The organism is Streptomyces fradiae ATCC 10745 = DSM 40063 (genome assembly GCF_008704425.1).
Taxonomy (GTDB): Bacteria; Actinomycetota; Actinomycetes; order Streptomycetales; family Streptomycetaceae; genus Streptomyces; species Streptomyces fradiae.
The window spans coordinates 2964551-2981216 of the sequence record NZ_CP023696.1 but is presented as its reverse complement, the minus strand read 5'-3'; the positions used below and the strand labels follow the sequence as shown (position 1 = coordinate 2981216).

The 16666-nt window shown below is 76.0% G+C and carries 16 protein-coding genes; 8 read left to right on the top strand and 8 right to left on the bottom strand.

The window, feature by feature from the left end; all coding sequences use genetic code 11:
• Window positions 1-104: 104 nt before the first annotated feature.
• Window positions 105-308: a hypothetical protein gene (locus tag CP974_RS13115; protein ID WP_031132889.1), complete on the top strand. Its 204-nt coding sequence runs from the start codon at window positions 105-107 to the stop codon at window positions 306-308.
• Between the two features lie 60 nt (window positions 309-368).
• On the opposite strand, the gene CP974_RS13110 is transcribed toward CP974_RS13115, so the two are convergent.
• Window positions 369-839 (bottom strand): NUDIX domain-containing protein, encoded by a 471-nt coding sequence (locus CP974_RS13110; RefSeq protein ID WP_031132887.1) that lies wholly within the window; start codon window positions 837-839, stop codon window positions 369-371.
• A gap of 5 nt (window positions 840-844) precedes the next feature.
• Window positions 845-1585 (bottom strand): helix-turn-helix domain-containing protein, encoded by a 741-nt coding sequence (locus CP974_RS13105; RefSeq protein WP_031132885.1) that lies wholly within the window; start codon window positions 1583-1585, stop codon window positions 845-847.
• A gap of 116 nt (window positions 1586-1701) precedes the next feature.
• On the opposite strand from CP974_RS13105, the gene CP974_RS13100 reads away from it, so the two are divergent.
• A complete protein-coding gene (locus CP974_RS13100) occupies window positions 1702-1896 on the top strand; it encodes a hypothetical protein (RefSeq protein WP_031132883.1) in 195 nt (64 codons plus the stop codon).
• Between the two features lie 486 nt (window positions 1897-2382).
• Here the strand turns inward: CP974_RS13100 and CP974_RS13090 are convergent, their stop codons facing one another.
• The gene (locus CP974_RS13090; protein ID WP_150485805.1) at window positions 2383-5235 is read right to left on the bottom strand and encodes a helicase C-terminal domain-containing protein; all 2853 of its coding nucleotides are present in this window, start codon (window positions 5233-5235) and stop codon (window positions 2383-2385) included.
• A gap of 292 nt (window positions 5236-5527) precedes the next feature.
• Here CP974_RS13090 and CP974_RS13085 point away from each other — a divergent pair, with 292 nt between their 5' ends.
• The gene (locus CP974_RS13085) at window positions 5528-6502 is read left to right on the top strand and encodes a hypothetical protein (protein ID WP_031133998.1); all 975 of its coding nucleotides are present in this window, start codon (window positions 5528-5530) and stop codon (window positions 6500-6502) included.
• 64 nt (window positions 6503-6566) lie between these two features.
• On the opposite strand, the gene CP974_RS13080 is transcribed toward CP974_RS13085, so the two are convergent.
• The 3 genes from CP974_RS13080 to CP974_RS13070 all read right to left on the bottom strand — a co-directional run bounded on the left by CP974_RS13080 (window position 6567) and on the right by CP974_RS13070 (window position 8736).
• Entirely contained in the window at window positions 6567-7124 is a 558-nt protein-coding gene (locus CP974_RS13080; protein ID WP_031133996.1) for a Uma2 family endonuclease, read from the bottom strand.
• 193 nt (window positions 7125-7317) lie between these two features.
• Window positions 7318-7881: a Uma2 family endonuclease gene (locus CP974_RS13075; protein ID WP_031133994.1), complete on the bottom strand. Its 564-nt coding sequence runs from the start codon at window positions 7879-7881 to the stop codon at window positions 7318-7320.
• 135 nt (window positions 7882-8016) lie between these two features.
• The gene (locus tag CP974_RS13070; protein ID WP_031133992.1) at window positions 8017-8736 is read right to left on the bottom strand and encodes a copper homeostasis protein CutC; all 720 of its coding nucleotides are present in this window, start codon (window positions 8734-8736) and stop codon (window positions 8017-8019) included.
• Window positions 8737-8891: 155 nt separating this feature from the next.
• Here CP974_RS13070 and CP974_RS13065 point away from each other — a divergent pair, with 155 nt between their 5' ends.
• The 3 genes from CP974_RS13065 (at window position 8892) to CP974_RS13055 (ending at window position 13668) form a co-directional block, all read left to right on the top strand.
• Window positions 8892-11195, top strand: coding sequence for a heavy metal translocating P-type ATPase (locus CP974_RS13065; protein ID WP_031133990.1), 2304 nt, complete (start codon window positions 8892-8894; stop codon window positions 11193-11195).
• Window positions 11196-11297: 102 nt separating this feature from the next.
• A complete protein-coding gene (locus CP974_RS13060) occupies window positions 11298-12056 on the top strand; it encodes an HD domain-containing protein (RefSeq protein ID WP_031133988.1) in 759 nt (252 codons plus the stop codon).
• Window positions 12057-12318: 262 nt separating this feature from the next.
• On the top strand, window positions 12319-13668 hold the full coding sequence (locus tag CP974_RS13055) for a Cmx/CmrA family chloramphenicol efflux MFS transporter (protein ID WP_031133986.1): 1350 nt from the start codon (window positions 12319-12321) through the stop codon (window positions 13666-13668).
• Between the two features lie 153 nt (window positions 13669-13821).
• Here the strand turns inward: CP974_RS13055 and CP974_RS13050 are convergent, their stop codons facing one another.
• Together CP974_RS13050 and CP974_RS13045 are read right to left on the bottom strand one after the other, a co-directional pair.
• Window positions 13822-14091: a DUF4031 domain-containing protein gene (locus CP974_RS13050; RefSeq protein WP_031133984.1), complete on the bottom strand. Its 270-nt coding sequence runs from the start codon at window positions 14089-14091 to the stop codon at window positions 13822-13824.
• Entirely contained in the window at window positions 14088-14444 is a 357-nt protein-coding gene (locus CP974_RS13045; protein WP_031133982.1) for a DUF8819 family protein, read from the bottom strand. Before CP974_RS13045 ends, CP974_RS13050 begins: the two co-directional genes overlap by 4 nt.
• A gap of 57 nt (window positions 14445-14501) precedes the next feature.
• On the opposite strand from CP974_RS13045, the gene CP974_RS13040 reads away from it, so the two are divergent.
• Window positions 14502-15587, top strand: coding sequence for a MurR/RpiR family transcriptional regulator (locus CP974_RS13040; RefSeq protein WP_223844367.1), 1086 nt, complete (start codon window positions 14502-14504; stop codon window positions 15585-15587).
• Between the two features lie 135 nt (window positions 15588-15722).
• A complete protein-coding gene (gene murQ, locus CP974_RS13035; protein WP_037940130.1) occupies window positions 15723-16658 on the top strand; it encodes an N-acetylmuramic acid 6-phosphate etherase in 936 nt (311 codons plus the stop codon).
• Window positions 16659-16666 lie beyond the last annotated feature (8 nt).

The following is a 16666-nucleotide window of genomic DNA, read 5'->3' as shown; positions in this document are numbered from 1 at the left end:
CGTGTGGGAGCGGAAACTCTCGCGTGGCTGATCAGGGGGTTTCCGTGGGCAGTTATACCCTGCCCTGGGGGTTGGCCATCCGTGCCGGGTAGGGTCACGGCGCCATGGAGCATCTGCCCGAGAGTCTGGACCGCGACATCCTGGAGCAAAGGATCATCTCTGCGCTCATGACGATCCGCGAAGCATTGGACTGCACGCTTCATGAAGCGATCGACATCTTCGCGCAGCGATACGAGGAGCTTCGTCGTGATCGTCCGGACGACTTCACTCTGAGGCGGGAGGACTATGGCCAGGGCTTCTACTCCTGATGAACTGCTGGCCGGTGCACGTAGTCGGCTGGGGGAGTGACGCCACCGCGACCGGTAGCCCTATCCCAGGTACGGGGCGGCGCGGTGCTCCAGGAAGTGCCGGATACGCAGCCGTTGCGTGTGATGCATCGGAAGCGAATCGAGTTCTTCTGGCGCCACGAAGCGGAGTTCCGTGCTCTCGTCGGAGATGGCCAGGGTGCCGCCGACGACCCGGGCGGTGAAGCAGACGTTGAACTGCCGGCGTACCTCTCCGTCGCTGTACGCGATGACATGGCGGGGGTCGGTGTACGTGCCGACGAGTCCCGTGATCTCGACATCCAGACCGGTCTCCTCCTGGACCTCTCGCACGGCCGTGCCGGGGAGGGAATCGTCCATGTCCATGGCTCCGCCCGGCAGCGCCCACAAGTCGTTGTCCCGGCGCCGCTGGAGAAGTACGCGGCCGTCCTCATCGGTGACGACGGCAGAGGCTGCCACGACCAGGCTGTTCGGCCGGGGGGCGTTGGGATCGTCGTAGTACTCGGTTCGGGCCACGGCGCTCAGCCTTCCACGGGGCGGGCCGTTTCCCATACGGCGTCGAAGCTCCCCGCGTAGGTGTCGAACATGCACCCGTCGCCGTGGCGCCGGAGGTGCCACACCGGCGCACCGTAGGCGTTGACGCCCCACACGTGCGCGTTGACCAGCATCTGATCGTCGGCGCGGTACAGGCTGTTGTAGAGGGTCGTTCCATGGGTGCGCAGCTCGATTCCCGGTACGTCCGCGAGAGGCCGGTAATGCAGGAGCGCGAGTCGGCAGCGGGACTCGATGCCGTGGCCGAACTTCTCTTCCCGTCCGCGTTGCTGGACGTTGGGGTCGTCGGCGTCACCCACCGCGATGCGGATCGCGCAGCCTTCGCCGGCCCGTTCGCGCAGGAGGTCGTTGAGGCGGGGGTACGCCTCGTGCAGGAAGACGGCCGCGTACACCAGCACGTCGATCCGCTGCCGCGCCTGGGAGAGGAGATCGACGAAGACCGACACGGGGAGATCCGCCCGCTGTCCGTACAGAGCGACGAGTTCGGGGCTGACAGCACGTGCGGCACGCGCCTGCCGGAGTGCCGGCCACAGGGCATGCACGTCTTCCCCGAGCGCTTCCGCTGCCGCCAGCGCCGTTGCCCGGCGCGGAGTACGCCCGAGATTGACCCACCGTTCCACGGACTTGGGGTCGACACCTGTGACGCCAGCCAAGGCCGCATGTGTCCAGCCACCTGCCTCCATGACGGTTCGAAGTCGCTCGTTGGACATGCTGCGCCCCCTCGGATTTCGGACGTTCCCAGGGACGTTTTACACGTGGTAGGACGTCCCAAAGTGGGAAACGTACGAGGTTCCTTCGTCCTGACGACCGGCGCGACCATCGCGCCATGAGTGAGCCCACGCGATACAGCGCTACGCCTGTCGAACTGCCGCTGAACCTGGATCGGGAACCGGACCCTGTCGACGGGTGCGCGGGATGCATCGAGCTGGCCAACGTGCGCTCCCGCGCCCGTGCCGGGGGCGACATGGCCACGGTGTCCGACTGCAACGTCTTCATGCGGCGGCACCCCGAGGGGCACTGATGGTCACCGCAGAGGACATCGGGCGACGCGTGGAAGATGGCGCGGGACGGGTCGGCATCCTGCGCGACGTGATTCCGGACTACGAGGACCCCGCCGGCCTGCCGGGCGAGCGCCGGAAGCGCCCTACAGCGTTCCTGTGGCCAGAGGGCGGGGGCCGTGAGTGGCTGGTCCCGCCCGAGAGCGTGAAGCGCGCTTAGCGCGCTCTTTTCCAGGTGGGCCTATCCGCTACCTGCCCCAACGTGCTAGGTATGTGCATCCAGCTTGATCGCATGGACGATCAGCGGTCCGTTCACGCCTCACCCTTTCCGTACGGCCTCGGCCTCGGGGACGCGGCCAGCTCTCCAGTGTGCCGTATCGGGCGTGGGGCGGGGATGGGCCCGGGGGCGCCTGCCGGGAGGCGGCCGTCGGGTGTGCGTCGGGGGCGGCGCGGTGCCTTCGCGCGGGCGGGAGGTGGGCTGACGCGCCGCCCTCCCGCCTTCGGGCCGGTTACTCGTCGGCCAGCTCCGCCACGCCCGTGATCCGGTGCAGGGCGTACGTGCGGACCTCGTCCGCGGTGTGGTCGTACGCCGTGACGAAGCCGCCCTCCACCCGTACCGGGGCGATCACGCGCTGGCTGGCGGCGCCGTCGGCGTTGACGTACCCGATCCACACCGCCGAGTTGGTCAGCGCCGCCGCCTGGACGGTCGCCAGGGTCTCCGCCGCCGAGGTGCGGGGCAGTCCGGCCCTGCCGGGGCCCTGGCGGGCGGCGGCCGGCTCCGCCGGCTCGGCCGGTTCCCTGCGGGGGACGGTGGCGGCCAGGTCTCCGGCGCGGATCGCGCGGACGGCGGCCCCGAGGAGGGTGGCGTCGGGCAGCGGCGGGCCCTCCGGGACGGGGGCGGGCGGCGTCCGGGGCGGGGTGCGGCGGGCGGGGGCGCGGGTGATCAGCACGTCCCCCTCGTCGCCCTCGGCCGCCGGGGCGAACCCCATGGACCGCAGCCCGGCCAGCAGGGCCGCCGGGTCGGCCTGCGCGGCGAGGACGGTCGGCGCGAGGCGGCGCAGGCGCAGCGACGCGGAACGCTTGTCGGCCAGGATCTCCCCGAGGACCGTGTCGTCGTCGCAGCGCACGTACGACGAGGCGGCGCCCACGCGGAGGTGGCCGTGGCGGCGGGCCACGTCGTCGACCAGGTAGGAGAGGGGCTGCGGCACGGGTGTGCGGGAGTGCGCGGCCAGGAAGGCGTGCAGGTCGGCGGCGGACTGCCCGGCGTCGAGCGCGCGGCGCACGGAGCCGGGCGTGAAGCGGTACACGGTCGCGCCGCCCTTGGACTCGACGTCCGCGAGGACCGCGAGGGCGTCGGCGAGCGGGCGGCGCAGCGGGCCGGGCGCGACGGCGGTCAGGTCGGCCTGGAGGAGGACGTGGTCGACCGGCTCGGGCAGGAGCGGGGCGAGGAGCGCGACCGCGGCCTCCTCGGGGTCCGGGCGGGGGCCGGTGGCCGGGGCGGGCGGCTGGGCCTGCGGGGCTTGCGGGGTGTGTGGGGCTTGCGGGGTGTGCGGGTGTGCGTTGGGGGCGTGGGGTGGTTCGGGTGCGCCGGCGGGGGGCGCCTCGGGGGCGGTGGGGGCGGGTGCCTCGGGGGTGGTGGGGGTGGTGGGGGTGGTGACGGTGCTGGGGACGCCCGTGGACGGGATGCCCGGCGCGGGCGGGCCGGACGGTGCGGGCGGGGCGGACGGCGCGGGCGGGCCGGACGGTGCGGGCGGGGCGCCGGGGATACCGGCGGCGGCCGGTGCGGGCGCATCCGGGGCCTCCGCGGTGCCGGCCCCCACGCCGGCGCCCCCGTGCCCCGGCGCGGCCCCGAGCAGGGCGCGGCCGTGGGCCGAGAGGGCGCCCCGGCCCGTGACGCCGAGCCGCTCCGCCTCGTCGAGGGCCCAGGTGGCGAGGCGGGCGCGCAGTTCCGCACCGGCCTCGCCGGCCCCGCGCAGGGGGCGCTCCCAGCGCAGCCGGGCCAGGACCGCCTCGGGTTCGGGCGCCGCGCCCGGTGGCAGCGCGGCGAGCAGTTCCAGGACCCGGCGGCGCACCTCGGGCGCGGCGCCCCGGTCCAGGTCGGGCCCGAGCGCGGACAGGGTGCGGCCCTTCGCGTCCTGGCCGCCGACCAGGCCGGGGGTGCGGGTCGCGGTGAGCCAGGTGGCGGCCAGCCGGGCCCAGCGGCGCGCGGCCGGCAGCTCAAGCCACTCGTCGTACGCGGGCGTCGGCGCGTACCGCTCGTCGGCCTGGCCGTCCGAGGCGAGCAGCCCCGCCGCGTACAGCAGCTCCAGCCAGAACGCCGCGACCGGCTCCGCCACGTCCAGCAGGACGGCGGCGCGCTTCAGGTCGCGCACCGACAGGCCGCCGGCGCGCAGCACGGACGGGCCGCCCTCGCCCCACTTCTTCAGCAGCTCCTCGGCGGTGGCGAGCGCCGTGTACGCCTGGCCCGCCGCCGTGCTGTCCACCACCTGTGGACGGTACTCGCGGGCCGGGGCGACCGGCGGCGGCACCGGCTCGGGCGTGCGGTGCGCCCGGCCGCCCCGCAGGTGCAGCGCCACCTCGCGGGGGAGCGCGACCGTCCGGGCGGTGGCGGGCAGCAGCAGGCCCCGGTCGCGCAGCCAGCGCACGGGCGGTGTCGGGTTGGCGGTGACCTCGCCGTACGGAGGGCCCCACACGAGGCGGTCCAGCACGCCGAGCGCGTCGGCCGGGGCCTGGTCGAGGAGGGCGTCCATGCGGGCGCGGTCGGTGAAGAGCGCGGTCAGCGCGGCGACCGCCGAGACCGGGTCGTGGGTGGAGGGCAGGTCGACGGCCCGCAGGATCTCCTGGAGCCGGCCCGGCGACATCCCGGCGGTGGCCTCCGCGACGGTCGGGCCGAGCCCGGTGGGGGAGGGGTGCTGCGGGGACGGGGCGAGCAGTTCGCGGGCGGTGCGCACGAGGCGGAGCCGGTCGTCGCCGCCCCACACCAGGGCCTGCTCGCGCAGGACCGCGACGGCGCCCGGCAGCGCCGCCTCGACGGGCGGGTCGCCGCCCTCCCCGGCCATCAGGGCGCGCAGCACCGGGTACGGAACGGGGTCCGGTGCGACGGCCAGGGCCTCCGCGGTCTGGAGGGTGAACCGGTCCAGCCGCTCCAGGGCCCGGACGACGGACGCCCGCGTGCCGGCCCGCGTGGCGAGCTGGGTCAGGTCGCCCGGTACGGGCGTGAGCAGGTCGGGACGGGCCCGCAGCAGCGCGGCCAGCCCCTCGTCGCCCCGCGCCCGCAGCGCCTCCGCCAGGGTGCGGGGCGCCGCCGTACCGCCGTGGTCCTCGGACACGTGCGCCTCCCGCTCGGTGTCGCCGGTCGCCATCCGCACCACGTTAGCCCCATGGCGCCCGCCTCAGGCGCTAACGTCGGGACGTCGGGACGTCGGGACGTGGATACGGGGCCACAGGGCCGCCGGGCCGGCGGGCCGCGGGGGCCATCGGTCCTCCGGGCCGTCGGAGCGTGCGGAACGCGGACACCGGGGCAGTGGGACGCCGCGGCCCGAGGCCCGGGGCCCGAGACGGCCCGGGGCCCGAGGCGGCCCGGGGCCCGGGACAGCGGGACGGCGGGACATGAGGAATCAGGCCGGCGGGCCGCATGGAGGGGCGAGGGGCGCGGTGGGCATCGAGAGCGACCAGCTGGTCTTCGACTACCTGAGCAGGGTCGGGGACCTGGCCCAGCAGCGGCAGGTCCCGGCCAAGGCGCGGATGAGCCTGGTGGCGTCGCTGCGGGACGAGATCGCCCGGCAGCGGGGCGACGGCGGGGGCGGTACGGACAGCCCGGCCGAGGTGCGCCGCATCCTGGCCCGGCTGGGCACGCCCGACGCGGTGGTGTCGGCGGTGCGGGACGGCGGCCTGGCGGTGCCGGGGCAGCGCGGCACGGACGCCCCGGAGCCGCGCGACCCGGACGCGGGGCCGGAACCGGACTGGTGGAGCGTGGTGCCGGGCTTCACGGGCGGGGTGGAGGTGCCGGAGCTGCTGGCCCCGCCGAGGCCGAAGGACCCTCCCGCACCCGCGCCCCCGGACCCCCCGAAGCGGCACGGCCTGCGCGCCCTGCTGCCCGCGAGGAAGCCGGGCGCGTCGGGCGCGTCGGGCGGGGCGGGTGGTGCGGACGGGGCCGGCGGGAAGGGTGCGGCCGGTACGCCGGCCGCCGTGGTGAAGGAGGCCGCCGTCGCGGGCGGCGCGGCGCGGGTCCTGCGGCTGCTGCCGCTCCGCCGCAAGGGGGCGGCGGCCGACGCGCCCGCCGCCGCCCGGCGGCTCGGCGACCCGGTGCTGCTGCTGGCGGCGGGCTGCCTGGTGGTGGGCACGGTCACCGGCTCCTGGTTCGCGCTCGCGGCGGGGTGGCTGCTGGCGTACGCGACGCGGCGCCTGACCAGGCCGCAGGCGAAGTGGGGCGTGCTGGTGCTGCCGGGCGCGGTCGCGGCGGGCGCGGCGGTCTGGCTGTGGGGCCGCATGGACGGCCGCTGGGGCGACCCCGTCGCGGCGGGTGGCGACGCCTTCACCCGCGCGGTGTCGGAGACCTGGCCGTGGACCCTCCGCGCGGCGGCCCTGGCCACGGCGGCGTACCTCCTCTGGCGGGCCCGGCGCCGCTGAGGACCCGGGCGGGGCGTGGCCGGTGGAGGCGCCGGGTCCCAAGCGGGGGGCAGGGGCCGGGGCGTCAGGTCAGGTCGGTGGTGTCGAGGTCGATGCCGAAGGGGTCGGGAAGCGGGATTCGGGCGCCGAAGGGGTGGGGACCGTCGACGCGGGTGTAGCCGAGGCGGCCGGGCTCCGAGTACAGCGTGACGCTCTTCTCCTGCCGGTCGACGACCAGGTACAGCGGGGCGTGGTACTCGGCGTAGCGCTTGCGCTTCACGACCCGGTCGGTGTCCCGGTCGGACTCGGAGGTGACCTCCACGATGAGAAGGGTGTCCTCGGGGAGGAGCGCGGTGGCGCCCTTGGCCTGGGCGGCGGGGACGACGGCGATGTCCGGCACGTACCAGTTCGAGGAGCCGGGGAGGTCGAGGTTGCCGGATCCGGTGACGCAGCCGAGTTCGCGGGCGCGGGGCCGGATCTGGTCGCGGATGGTCTCGGCTGCGGCTTCGTGGTCCCAGGTCGGCGACACGGGCTCGATGATTCCCTCGATGATCTGGGCTCGACCGCCCCGGATGTGCTGGACGGCGTACTTCAGCGCGCGTTCGGGGTCGTCGATGCCGTGGTAGTCGGGGGCTGTGCTCATCGTCCGTCCTGCGTCCCGTCCGAACGGTGGGTGGTGGGCCCGACGCTACCGTGCGGTGGCGGCTGCCGGGCGGGAACGAGGTCTTCGGTCGCTTGAACGGGGCAGGCCGCGCGGTGGGCGGCCAGGTCATGACCGGGACGGTGGGAACGTCGCTTCCGCTCTCGGCCGGGGCCCGCGCGGAACCTGCCGGTGCCTACCGGCGGGAGAGGGCGGCCGGGTCGATCTCCACCGGGAACGGCGCGTCCAGCCGGGTCGCCGCGCCCGCGAGCGCCGTCGTCCGCTCGACGTACCTGCCGCCCTCCAGCTCGTACACCACGAGCATCGGCGCCGGGTCGAACTCGAGCCGCCAGAAGTGCGGGATGGCCGCCTCGGCGTAGAGCATCGGCTTGAACTCGCGGTCCACGGTTCTGTTGCCGGGGGAGACCAGCTCGACCACGAGCTGCACGCCCTCGGCGTCGACGCTGACCCCGTCCTCGGCGGTCGCGCCGTCGTCCGCCACCACCAGGTCCGGCACCACCAGGCCGGACGGCAGGATGACGTTGATCGCCTCCAGTACCTCGACCGGCGCGTCGGCGGCCTCGGCCGCCGTGTGCAGGAGCATCGCCAGCCTGAGCGAGGCCCGCTGACGGCGGATGCCGGGTGCGGGGGACCGGACGAGGGAATCCCCCAGCAACTCGTAGCGGGTGGTGCGGTCTTCGGGCAGGGCCAGGAGGTCGGCGACGGTCCAGGGGCCGGTGTGGCCGCGGAGCATGCCCATGTCCTCCCGCCTCGATCCGTCCGGCGCTCGCGGTGGGCGCGGCGACCGGCGGTACGTGGTCAGGATACGGGCGCCGCGTGCCCCCGGGGCGGGGTCCGGGCGGGTGCCCGGCGCCGCCCCGAGGGCGCCGTGCCGTTACGCCACCGTCCCGACCGGGACCTCCGCGTCCAGGGCCCGGCGCCAGGCGGCCACCGCACCCTGCGCCACCGGGGACGTCCAGCCGGCCGCGCGGGCCGCGCCGCCGATGTGGAAGGCGTCCACGCCCGCGGCCAGCAGCTCCGGCACGTGGTCGAGGCGCAGTCCGCCGCCGACCAGCAGCCGGGGTTCGTACCCCGTCCCGCCCCGGCGGGACGCCTCGGCCTCGGCCGCCAGGACGGGCAGCCCGGTGTCGACGCCCGCCGGGGAGCCGGCCGTCAGGTAGGTGTCGAGGCCCGGCAGGTCGGCGAGCAGGCGGCGCAGGGCGTCCCGGTCGGCGCAGTGGTCGATGGCCCGGTGGAAGGTCCACCGGCAGCCGTCCAGCTCCGCGGCGAGCCGTTCCAGCGCGGCCAGGTCGGCGTGGCCGTCCCCGTCGAGGAAGCCCAGCACGAACTCGTCGGCGCCCTCGGAGCGCAGGTCCCCGGCCACCCTCGCCAGCGCGTCCACGTCCCCGGCGGCGAAGCCGTCCGCGAGGCGCAGCATCACGCGCAGCGGCACGTCCACGGCGGCCCGGACGCGGGCGTACGTCTCGCGGGACGGGGTCAGCCCGTCGGCGGCCATGTCGGTGACCAGCTCCAGCCGGTCCGCCCCTCCGGCCTGGGCGGCGATCGCGTCCTCCGCGTCGAGGGCGATCACCTCCAGGAGTGCACGGTTGCTCATCGGACCCCAATCTCGGCGCACGGCTGTTTACACGTCTACAGGTCTAGTCCAATGCTAATGCGTGGCGGGCCGCCGGGCGCAGGGGTGTCCTGTTTACCCGGAGGGGGTATACACTGGCCACGTTGGTATACCCCCCCTGGGTATTGGAGAGTGAGATGAGTGGTCCCGTGACCGCACCCGGCACCGCCGAGGTGGAGCTGGCCATCGGCGGCATGACCTGCGCCTCCTGCGCCGCGCGCATCGAGAAGAAGCTCAACCGCATGGACGGCGTCGAGGCCACCGTCAACTACGCCACCGAGAAGGCCAAGGTCACCTACCGGGACGCCGCCGTCTCGGTGGACGACCTCGTCGCCACCGTCGAGGCCACCGGCTACACCGCCCGGCCGCCCGCCCCGCCCGCCCCGGCCGGAGCGCCCGGCGCGTCCGCCGCGACCGGCGCGTCCGCCGCGACCGGCGGGGGCGCGGAGGAGACCGGCGACCACGAGCTGGCCGAGCTGCGCCAGCGCCTGCTGATCGCCCTCTTCCTCTCCGTCCCGGTCGTCGCCATGGCGATGGTCCCGCCCCTCCAGTTCGACAACTGGCAGTGGCTCTCCCTCACCCTCGCCGCGCCCGTCGTCCTCTACGCCGGATGGCCCTTCCACCGCGCCGCCTGGACCAACCTCCGGCACGGCGCCGCCACCATGGACACGCTGATCTCGGTCGGCACGGCCGCCGCGTTCCTGTGGTCGGTGTGGGCGCTGTTCTTCGGCACCGCCGGCATGCACGGCATGCGCCACCCCTTCGAGCTGACGATCTCCCGAGGCGACGGCAGCGGCAACATCTACCTGGAGGCCGCCGCCGGCGTCACCACCTTCATCCTCGCCGGGCGGTACTTCGAGGCCCGCTCCAAGCGCCGCGCCGGCGCCGCCCTGCGCGCCCTGATGGAGCTGGGCGCCAAGGAGGTCACCGTCCTGCGCGACGGCCGCGAGGTGCGCGTACCCACCGCGGAACTCCAGGTCGGCGACCGGTTCACCGTCCGCCCCGGCGAGAAGATCGCCACCGACGGCACCGTCGTCGAGGGCACCAGCGCCGTCGACGCCTCCATGCTGACCGGCGAGTCCGTCCCCGTCGAGGTCGCCCCCGGCGACACCGTCACCGGCGCCACCCTCAACGCCGGCGGCCGGCTCGTCGTCGAGGCCACCCGCGTCGGCGCCGACACCCAGCTCGCCCGCATGGCCAAGCTCGTCGAGGACGCCCAGAACGGCAAGGCCGCCGCGCAGCGCCTCGCCGACCGCATCTCCGCCGTCTTCGTCCCCGTCGTCATCCTCCTCGCCCTCGGCACCCTCCTCGTCTGGCTGCTCTCGGGCGCCGGGATCACCGCCGCGTTCACCGCGGCCGTCGCCGTGCTGATCATCGCCTGCCCGTGCGCCCTCGGCCTCGCCACGCCCACCGCGCTCATGGTCGGCACCGGCCGCGGCGCCCAGCTCGGCATCCTCATCAAGGGCCCCGAGGTCCTGGAGAACACCCGCAAGGCCGACACGGTCGTCCTCGACAAGACCGGCACCGTCACCACCGGCCGCATGACCCTCCTGGCCGTCCACACCGCCCCGGACGCGGACGAGGCGGAGGTGCTGCGCCTCGCCGGCGCCCTGGAGAACGCCTCCGAGCACCCCATCGCCCGCGCCGTCGCCGCGGGCGCCGCCGACGCGGTGGGCGATCTGGCCGTACCCGAGGACTTCGCGAACGTCCCCGGCCTCGGCGTCCAGGGCGTCGTCGACGGGCACGCCGTCCTCGTCGGGCGCGAGAAGCTGCTCGCCGAGTGGTCCATCGCCCTGCCCGCGCCGCTCGCCGCCGCGAAGGACGCCGCCGAGGCCGCCGGGCGCACCGCCATCGCGGTCGCCTGGGACGGCGAGGCCCGCGCGGTCCTGGAGGTCGCCGACGCGGTCAAGGACACCAGCGCGGAGGCGATCCGCCGGCTGCGCGCCCTGGGCCTCACGCCCGTGCTGCTCACCGGCGACAACGAGGCCGTCGCCCGCGCGGTCGCCGCCGAGGTCGGCATCGAGCCGGAGCACGTCATCGCCGAGGTCATGCCCGAGGACAAGGTCGACGTCGTCAAGCGCCTCCAGGCCGAGGGCCGCAGCGTCGCCATGGTCGGCGACGGGGTCAACGACGCCGCCGCCCTCGCCCAGGCCGACCTGGGCCTCGCGATGGGCACCGGCACCGACGCGGCCATCGAGGCCGGCGACCTGACGCTCGTCCGGGGCGACCTGCGCGCCGCCGCCGACGCGATCCGGCTGTCCCGCCGCACCCTCGCCACCATCAAGGGCAACCTGTTCTGGGCGTTCGCCTACAACGTCGCCGCGCTGCCGCTGGCCGCGCTGGGCTTCCTCAACCCGATGATCGCGGGCGCGGCGATGGCCTTCTCCTCGGTGTTCGTCGTCGGCAACAGCCTGCGGCTGCGGCGCTTCAAGGGCGCGTGAGGCGGGGCGGGGCGGGGCGGCGAAGGGCCGGAGCGGTACGCGGGGGCGGTACGGGAAGGCCGTACCGCCCCCGGTCCACCGGTCCACCGGCACAATGGGCCCATGGCCGCCCCGCTGTCCCCGCACCCCGCCCACGAGGAACTGCGCCTGCGCTGGGAGGAGACCGTCCGCCGGGCGCGGGCCGGGCACCCCGCAGAAGCCGGTGCCGAAGCCGGTGCCGAGGCGGGTCCCGGGGCCGGGAGTGGAGCCGGTGACGGCGCCGTAGCCGGTTCCGGAAGCGCCGCCGCCCCGCCCCCCGCCCGGTACGCCGACGAGCTGCTGCGCCGGTGGGCGGAGCCCCAGCGCCGCTACCACACCACCGACCACCTCCTCGCCGTCCTGCGCCGCGTCGACGACCTGGCCGGTTACGCCGACGACCTCCCCGCCGTCCAGCTCGCCGCCTGGTTCCACGACGCGGTGTACCTGCCCGAGCGGGACACCAACGAGGAGCGCAGCGCCCGCCTCGCCGAGCGCGCCCTGCCCGAGCTGGGCGTCGGACCGTCCCGTACGGCCGAGGCCGCCCGGCTCGTCCGGCTCACCGTCACCCACGACCCGGCGCCCGGCGACCGCGACGGCGAGGTCCTGTGCGACGCCGACCTCGCCGTGCTGGCCGGAGACCCGGAGGCGTACGCGGCGTACGCGGCGGCCGTACGGGAGGAGTACGGCTTCGTGCCGGACGACGCGTTCCGCCAGGGCCGCGCGGCGGTGCTCCGCCGACTCCTCACCCTGCCGAGGCTGTTCCGCACCCCGTACGGCGCCGAGCACTGGGAGCCGACCGCCCGCCGCAACCTCGCGACGGAACTGGGGCTGCTGGGCGGGTAGCCGTACCGGCCCGCCCCGCACCGTCCGCACGGCCGGAGGGCCGGCACCCGGCCGGTGGACGGGCGGGCGGCCCGGCGTGCGGGCGGGAATCCTGATCGTTTCGGTGGTGTTGCCATCCAACATGCCCACCGACGACGATCACCCGCCCGCCGCCGCCCCCGCCTCACCGGACTCCGCAGCCACACCGGACTCCGCCGCCTCATCGGATGCCGCAGCCTCACCGGACTCCCCCGCCTCACCGGATGCCGCCGCGTCCGGGCGGATGCCGGCGGCCGTGTACATCCTCGGCCTGTCCGTCTTCGCGCTCGGCACCAGCGAGTTCATGCTGTCCGGGCTGCTCCCGCCCATCGCGGACGACATGGACGTGTCCATTCCGCAGGCCGGGCTGCTGATATCCGCCTTCGCCATCGGCATGGTCGTCGGCGCCCCGCTGCTCGCCGTCGCGACGCTGAGGCTGCCCCGCAAGACCACGCTCGTCGCCCTGATCGCCACCTTCGGCGTCGGCCAGGTCGCGGGCGCGCTGGCCCCCTCGTACGAGGTGCTGTTCGCCTCCCGCGTGGTGAGCGCGCTGGCGTGCGCCGGCTTCTGGGCCGTCGGCGCGGCCGTCGCCATCGCGATGGTCCGGCCGGGGGCGCGGGCCCGCGCCATGGCCGTCATGATCGGCGGCCTGTCCATCGCCAACGTGCTGGGCGTCCCGGCGGGCGCGTTCCTCGGTGAGCACCTGGGGTGGCGGTCGGCGTTCTGGGCGGTCGGCGCCGCGTCCGCCGTCGCCCTGGTCGGCGTGGTCACCCGCATCCCGCACATCCCGCTGCCGGAGCGGAAGCCGGAGCTGCGGCGTGAGCTGACCATCTACCGCGACCGGCAGGTGTGGCTCGCCGTGGTCGTCACCGCCCTGGCGGCGGGCGGGGTCTTCTGCGCGTTCTCCTACCTGGCGCCGCTCCTCACCGACGTGGCCGGGCTCGCCTCCGGGTGGGTGCCGACCGTGCTCGGGCTGTTCGGGGCCGGCGCGCTCGTCGGGACGGCGATCGGCGGGCGGGTCGCGGACGCGCACCTGTTCGGCGTGCTGCTGAGCGGCATCGCGGCGTCCACGGTGCTGCTCGCCGCGCTGGCGCTGTTCGCCGGGAACCCGGTCGCCGCCGTGGCGCTGGCCTTCCTGCTGGGCGTGTCCGCGTTCTACACGGCGCCCGCGCTGAACGCCCGCATGTTCAACGTGGCCGGTGCCGCCCCGACCCTGGCGGGCGCCACCACGACCGCCGCCTTCAACCTGGGCAACACCGGCGGGCCGTGGCTCGGCGGGACCGTCATCGACGCGGGCCTCGGGTACCCGGCGACCGCGTGGGCGGGCGGGGCCATGACGCTCGTCGCGCTGGGGACGGTGGCCGTGGCGCTGCGGCTGCACCGCCGGGAGGACCGCCGTACGCCGAGCCGGATCGTGACGGGCGGCGCGGCGGGCGGGAGCGCCCGTGGCGGGGTGGCCGGGGAGGTTCCCGGCGGGATGGCCGCTCCCGGCGGGATCGTCGGGGACGGTCGTGGCGGGGACGCCCGTGGCGGGGCGGCCGGCGTGCAGGTGTGCGCCGCCACCGGCAAGGGCCCGGACGCCGTCCAGGGCTGAGCCCGGCCGCCCGCCCGTGCACGGGGCCCCTGCCCGCATGGGCCGCCGCGCGGGTGGTGCCGCTTCCGTGCGGGGCCGCCGCCAGGACGGTGCCGCGCCGCCTCACGCGAGGGCTCGCCTCACGCGAGGGCTCGCCTCACGCGCGGGCTCGCCTCACGCGCGGGGGCGCCCCTTCGGGCGGCGCAGCCCCGCCGCCGTGAGGCGCCGTACCAGTTCCTTCGACCCCACCTCGACGGCGCCCGCCGCCACCGCGTCGGCGTACCGCTCGGCCGGGATGTCGTAGTGGTCGCCGTCGAAGGCGCGCGGGGGGCAGCCGATCGCGGCGGCCCCCGCGTGCAGTTCCTCGAACGACACGTCGCTGACCAGGTGCGACCACATGCGGCCGCGCCCCGGCCAGTTCGGCGGGTCGATGTACAGGGTCACGCGAGGCCGCCCACCGGGGCGACCACCACACCGGCCCGCCCGCACACCCAGTGCGGGTCCGGGCCCAGCTCGGGCTCCACGTCCAGCGCGTGCGGGTCGCCCGCGTCGCACACCGGGCACAGCGGCCAGCGCCCGTACCGCTCCAGCAGTGCGTCCTGCACGTCCTGCGCGACCAGCCCGGCGACGTACCCGGCGCCCTCGGGCCACTGCTCGACCCACCAGCGGCGGCCTGCCACCGCGTCCTCGACGAGCGAGACGATCTCCGCCTCGGCGACATCGCGGGCGGTCAGGTCGGCGAGGACCAGCGCGCGTGCGGCGTGCAGCGCCTGCTCCAGGGGGCCGGGCTCGGTCATACGGCCATTCTGACGCGCGGGGTTGACGGCCACCATCGCTGAAAATACGTTTCAAGGGTGACCGAGGAGCTGAAGGAAACTTTCACCGGGGCCCTGCCGCCCGGGCCGCCCGCACCGGCCGGCGGCACGCCCGGCGCCCCCTCCGCCCCCGGCACGCCCGCCGACCCCTCCGCCCACGTCGCCCCCGGCACGCCCGCCCGCCCCGGTACGCACGTCGGCCCCACCGCCCCCGGCCCCGCCCCCGCCCCCGTCGGCGCGGCGCCCGATCCGCTCGCCGCGAAGGTCCGCGCCCTCGCCCCGTCCATGACGCGGTCCATGCAGCGCGTCGCCGAGGCCGTCGCGGCCGACCCGGCGGGCTGCGCCGCGCTCACCGTCACCGGTCTCGCCGAACGCACGGGCACCAGCGAGGCGACCGTCGTCCGCACCGCCCGCGCCCTCGGCTACCCCGGCTACCGGGACCTGCGCCTCGCCCTCGCCGGGCTGGCCGCGCAGCGCACCTCGGGCCGGCCGCCGGCCGTCACGTCCGACATCACCGTGGACGACCCGGTCGAGGCCGTCGTCGCCAAGCTCGCCCGCGACGAGCAGCAGACCCTCGCCGACACGGCCGCCGCGCTCGACACGGCGCAGCTCGCCGCCGCCGTCACCGCCCTCGCGGACGCCCGCCGGATCGACGTGTACGGGATCGGTGCCTCCGGCCTGGTCGCCCAGGACCTGGCGCAGAAGCTGCTGCGCATAGGGCTGGTCGCGCACGCCCACAGCGACCCGCACGTCGCCGTGACCGGCGCGGTGCAGCTCCGCACGGGGGACGTGGCCGTCGCCATCACCCACTCGGGCGCCACCGCCGACGTCATCGAACCGCTGCGCGTCGCCTTCGAGCGCGGCGCCACCACCGTCGCCGTCACCGGCCGCCCGGACGGCCCGGTCGCGCAGTACGCGGACCACCTGCTGACCACGTCCACGGCGCGCGAGACGGAGCTGAGACCGGCGGCCATGTCGTCCCGCACGAGCCAACTGCTGGTGGTGGACTGCCTCTTCACGTGTGTCACGCAGCGGACGTACGCGACGGCCGCGCCCGCGCTCTCCGCGTCGTACGAGGCGCTGGCCCACCGCCGCACCCCGCGCCAGCGCACCCACCCGCGCTGAACCGGCCCACACCACCCGCACCGCCGGCACCACCCGCCCGCCCGCACCACCGTCCACCACCCACCGTCCGACCCGGTCCCGCCCATCCGCGCACCCCGACGACGCCGATCCCGCCGAGCACCGAGAGAGCCGCGCATGAACGACCCCGTCCGGGAACCCGCAACCCTCCGAGCCCAGTTGGGCACCCTCGCCACCGAGGAGTTCCGCCCCGACCTGGCGGACGTCGACACGTGGCCCACCCTCGACATCGCCCGCGCCATGAACGCCGGCGACCGCGCCGTGCCCGAGGCGGTGGCCGCGCAGCTCCCGCGGATCGCGGCGGCCGTCGACGCCATCGCGGCCCGCATGGCGCGCGGCGGGCGCCTCGTCTACGCGGGCGCGGGCACGGCCGGGCGGCTCGGGGTGCTGGACGCCAGCGAGTGCCCGCCCACCTTCAACGCCGACCCGTCGCAGGTCGTCGGCCTCATCGCGGGCGGCCCCGACGCGCTCGTACGGTCGGTGGAGGGCGCCGAGGACTCCGCCGCCCTCGCCCACGAGGACCTGAAGGCGCTGGGCCTCTCCGAGCGGGACACGGTGGTCGGCGTGTCCGCGTCGGGCCGCACCCCGTACGCGCTGGGGGCCGTCGAGTACGGGCGGGACGCGGGCGCCCTGACGGTGGGCCTCGCCTGCAACACGGGCAGCGCCCTCGCGGCGGCGGCCGACCTGGCGGTCGAGGTGGTCGTCGGGCCGGAGTTCATCAGCGGCTCGACGCGCCTGAAGTCCGGTACGGCGCAGAAGCTCGTCCTCAACATGATCTCGACGATCACCATGATCCGCCTCGGCAAGACGTACGGGAACCTGATGGTGGACGTCCGCGCCACCAACGCCAAGCTGCGGGCCCGCTCGCACCGGATCGTCGCGCAGGCCACGGGCGCCTCCGACGAGGAGATAGCGCGCGCCCTGGAGGCGACGGGCGGCGAGGTGAAGCACGCCGTGCTCGTCCTGCTGGGCGGGGTCGACGCACCGACCGCCGCGCGCCTCCTCGCGGAGCACCACGGTCATCTCCGCGCCGCACTGGCGGCGGCCCCCTGACGCACCCC